Below are 4,175 nucleotides of genomic sequence, written 5' to 3' on the forward strand. Positions count from 1 at the left end.
ATCGGGATCTCGCCAGACTTGAGCGCCAGTTCGAACTGGGCTTCGTCGCGGTACCAGAGGCGGACGTTCGGCTTCAGTTCGCCGACCTTGGCGCAGGCTTCGCGAATGCCGTCATCCGTATCGAGATGATTGATCCCGCCGAAATAGACCTTGGCAGCGACTTCAAGAAGATACGAATTGCCGACGTTTGCCAGAAGGCCGAGGCTGTCCTCGTACTTAGGATCCCAGATGTCTTTCCAAGAGGTCGGCGCTTCCGGATAGACGTCCGTGTTCGAGACCAGGGTCACATACCAACTCGTCGCACCGATCGCGACGACCTCTCCGTCTGCGTTCTGACGCACCAGGTCGGGCTTGATGTATTTCATATTGGGAATTTTCTTCGGGTCGAGCGGCGCCCAAAGGCCGCTATTAGCCCCGCGGATGACCGGCACACCAGCCATCATTGAGATATCGACAGGAGAGGTTCCCGCCTTGGCAGCCTGTTCGAGCTGGATCAACCAGACTTCACCGGTCGGCTCGCCGACGCTCTCGATCTCGATGCCCGTTGCGGCCGTGAAGTCGGGAAAGATCTCCGCGTCGAACGTGTCCTTGAAGTAGCCGCCGTAGAGACCGACGCGCAGCTTCTTCTCCTGGGCCCGGACGATGTTCGGGAAACCGGTAATGACGGGTGCGATCGCAAGGCCCGACAGGCCCTTCAACAGGCTTCGGCGTCTGATGGAAGTGTTCGCAATGCTCTTGATTGACATGACATTCCCCTTTTATTGAAGGTTTGATTGCTGGGTATGCTGACCGATCAAGAGGACCGATTACATACGAATATGGGCTCAATTACTTCGGGAAATTTCGAACCACTTCCCCATTCCGCGCCGGTATGGTCCCTACCCATCACTGGGGAGAACCACATTTATGGTCGACAAAACACATCTCGACTCGCTGCGGGAAAAATACGCCAATGCGTCCGGCGGAGATATTTTTGATCCGGATTTCAAGGCGGTCGCGCAGTCACAATTTAAAGGTGGCGACAAGCGGAAATGGCCTTTCGCCGGTATTCCGACGCTTCTCGATGCCCGTGGGTTCCCCGAGGCGCAGGACGCTGATGACTTCGGCGGCTTGGACATCGCGCTGGTTGGGGTCCCGATGGACCTCGGCGTAACGAACCGCAATGGCACCCGCTTTRGACCCCGCGCGCTCAGAACCATCGAACGCATCGGGCCCTATGACCACGTTCTGCGAACCTCACCGCTGACAATGGCGAAGATTGCCGACATCGGCGACGTTCCCCTGACGAGCCGCTTCGATCTCGCTCAGTGCCACAAGGATATCGAGACCTTCTATCGCCGCTTGGTCGCAGCCGGTGTAAAACCGCTGAGCGTCGGCGGTGACCATTCCATCACATCGTCCATCTTGAAGGCGCTGGGTGAAAAAGAACCGGTCGGCCTGATCCACATCGACGCCCATTGCGACACCGCTGGTCCCTACGAAGGAACGAAGTTCCAGCACGGCGGCCCGTTCCGGCTGGCTGTTCTCGACGGTGTCCTGGATCCCCGACGGACGATCCAGATCGGTATCCGCGGCCCCGCCGAATATCTCTGGGAGTTCTCCTATGAGAGCGGCATGACCGTCGTCCACGCCGAAGAAGTCGGCGAAGCGAGCCTCCCGCAGATCATCGAGAAGGCGCGACGGATCGTCGGCGACCGGCCCACTTACGTATCCTTCGACATCGACAGCGTCGATCCGGGCTTTGCGCCGGGAACCGGCACGCCCGAGGTCGGCGGTCTCCTGCCACGGGAAGTGCTTCAGATCCTGCGGGGCCTTGATGGCCTCAATATCATCGGCGGAGACGTGGTCGAGGTTGCTCCTCAATACGATTCCACGACGAACACGGCGCAGATCGCGGCCCAGGTTCTGCACACGATCCTCTGCCTTATGGTGAACGCGCCCGGTGCAAGCACTAGCTGATCGAACGCTCCCAAGCCTATCGGCGGTCCGCCAGACTTCCTACCAGTGGCCTGGCCGACCTGTTCACGCGCGGCCCCGTCGAGAGGAGTTGGCCATCCGGTACCTTTGGTGCATTCTATGTCCATGAAGATTTCGGGATCAGACATTCACTTGCTCCGCGTGTTCGAATGCGTCGTCCGCAATGGCGGCATATCGGCCGCGCAAATGGAGCTCTCGCTTAGCCAGCCCACCATCTCCAACCATCTGACGGCCCTGGAGCAACGCATCGGTGTCAAGCTGTGCGAGCGCGGACGCCGAGGGTTCTCGCTTACGCATGAAGGCCGGCGTGTCTACGACATCAGTGTGGAAATGACTGGGCTGCTCGATGCCGGGTCCGCACGGCTGTCCTGCCTGAGAAGCGAGCTCGCCGGCAAGGTCAGTGTAGGAGTGGTCGATTGTCTGGCGACGGATCCGGCATTGAAGTTGGCGGACGCGATTGCCGTGCTTTCGCGCCACGCACCTGAGATCGAGCTCAACTTGAAGATCATGCGACCCAACGACATTACGAAGGCGGTCGCTTCGAACGAGTTGGACGTCGGACTTGGAGGGTCCGACATTAAGGTTGCCAGCCTTAGCTACCGGACTCTCTATCGCGAAGAGCACGCCGTCTATTGTGGTTCCAGCCATCCGCTGTTCAAGGTGCCGGACGAGCATGTCTCAGGTTCCGATTGCTACAACTATCCCTGGGTGCATCGCGGCTATTGGAACGGGATCAGGGGGCAGCGCTTCGACGATCCCATTAAGCATCGTGTGGCATTCGACATCGAAGCCGAGACGCTGTTGGTGCTGTCAGGTGCCTATCTCGGCGTGCTGCCAGTCCATTATGCGGAAACGTTTTCACGGCTGCGGCGACTGCCTCTCCAGGATGAGACCTATTTCGCCGACATCGATCTCGCCACCCGCACGGGCGAACAGGCCGCTAATGTGAACTATGTTTCCGACGCCATCCTGAGAGCGCATGGATTACATTTGTGAATCTAAATGTATCGGTTCTTTGTTTGATATTTTCCGAACCGATCCGGCCTGCAATCCTCACCCTTAACAATGCGGGATGGATTTTGAGCCGAGACAAAGCGCTCACTTTCCGCCGCTGACGTCCTCGCTGTCTGGCCCGTCCGGCCCGACATCTCGAACGGGCGCTTGGTGCAGAGGGGGAGCGACGAATGCAAAAGTGCGAAGGCAAGCTGCGCAATCTGATTTCGGTCGACAACGCCGATATCAGACTCATCAAGATTTTCATCCGCGTGGTTGAGGCAGGTGGTCTGTCCGCCGCACAGGCCGACTTGAACCTGTCCCTGTCGACCATCTCCGGAAAGATATCTGCGCTTGAGGAGAGGCTGGGCGTGACGCTTTGCAAGCGTGGCCGAAGCGGGTTCGAGCTGTCCGAAAGCGGCCGGTTGATCTTCGATGAGTGTCAGCGACTGACGGGATCGCTTGATCAATTTAGCCGGAAGGTCTCAGGCCTCAGATCGAACCTAAGCGGTAATCTTGCCGTTGGGCTTGTCGACAACACAATCACGGATCCCCTCTCGCCGCTTGCCATAACGATCGCGAAGCTCGCTGATGTTGCGCCGGCTCTCCACCTATCCATCGACACCAAATCTCCGGGCGAATTGCTGCGCGACGTCGTGTCGAGAAAGCTCGACCTTGTCGTCGGCAGCTTTCCACGGATGGCTCTCGGGCTCGCCTATATCGACCTCTACGAGGAGATGCAGAACTTCTACTGCGGTGCCGAGCATCCACTGTTTTCTGTGCCGGATGAAAACATAGGCGTCGAGGAAGCAAGGGTGCATCGGATCATCGGCCGAAATTATTGGGCTGCGCGTGACATCAAGATATTCGCCATCAGCAGCCCGCACGCGACCGTCTCCAGCATGGAGGCAGAGGCGTTTCTAATTCTATCGGGAGCCTATCTCGGCTACTTGCCGGACCACTATGCCGCTCAGTTCGTCCATTCTGGGCGTATGCGCCTCATCCGGCCAAACCTCTTTTCCTATAAGGCGAAGTTTCAGGTTGCGACGCTGGAGGACTGGAAGACCCGGCAGGGTGTCCGCACCTTTGTTGACGCCATCACAAGTACGACCCGGAAGGGGCTTGTGAGGGCCGCATGACCTCATTGACCATTCACTCTCGTACGGACCTCAACATTACCTGAGATAGATAGAACGCCGGGAAAC

Annotated in this window: 4 protein-coding genes; 3 read left to right on the forward strand and 1 reads right to left on the reverse strand. The window is 58.3% G+C overall.

The features are described 5' to 3' along the window. Positions 1-746: ABC transporter substrate-binding protein (locus AC1D17_RS27900; RefSeq protein WP_477568480.1), on the reverse strand; the 746-nt coding region annotated here is incomplete at its 3' end. Between the two features lie 160 nt (positions 747-906). Here AC1D17_RS27900 and speB point away from each other — a divergent pair. From speB to AC1D17_RS27915, 3 genes are all read left to right on the forward strand, one after another. After that, positions 907-1,959 carry an agmatinase gene (speB, locus tag AC1D17_RS27905; protein WP_477568481.1) on the forward strand — a complete coding sequence of 351 codons (1,053 nt, stop codon included), beginning with the start codon at positions 907-909 and terminating at the stop codon, positions 1,957-1,959. Positions 1,960-2,076: 117 nt separating this feature from the next. Further along, a complete protein-coding gene (locus AC1D17_RS27910) occupies positions 2,077-2,973 on the forward strand; it encodes a LysR family transcriptional regulator (protein WP_112841481.1) in 897 nt (298 codons plus the stop codon). 188 nt (positions 2,974-3,161) lie between these two features. Next, positions 3,162-4,109 carry a LysR family transcriptional regulator gene (locus AC1D17_RS27915; protein ID WP_112841482.1) on the forward strand — a complete coding sequence of 316 codons (948 nt, stop codon included), beginning with the start codon at positions 3,162-3,164 and terminating at the stop codon, positions 4,107-4,109. Positions 4,110-4,175: the final 66 nt, after the last annotated feature.

The organism is Pararhizobium sp. P1_E7 (assembly GCF_056405855.1).

Excerpts from the sequence above, each read along its gene's own strand:
- AC1D17_RS27910 (WP_112841481.1), top strand. The coding sequence starts at position 2,077 with ATGTCCATGAAGATTTCGGGATCAGACATTCACTTGCTCCGCGTGTTC.
- AC1D17_RS27915 (WP_112841482.1), top strand. The coding sequence starts at position 3,162 with ATGCAAAAGTGCGAAGGCAAGCTGCGCAATCTGATTTCGGTCGACAAC.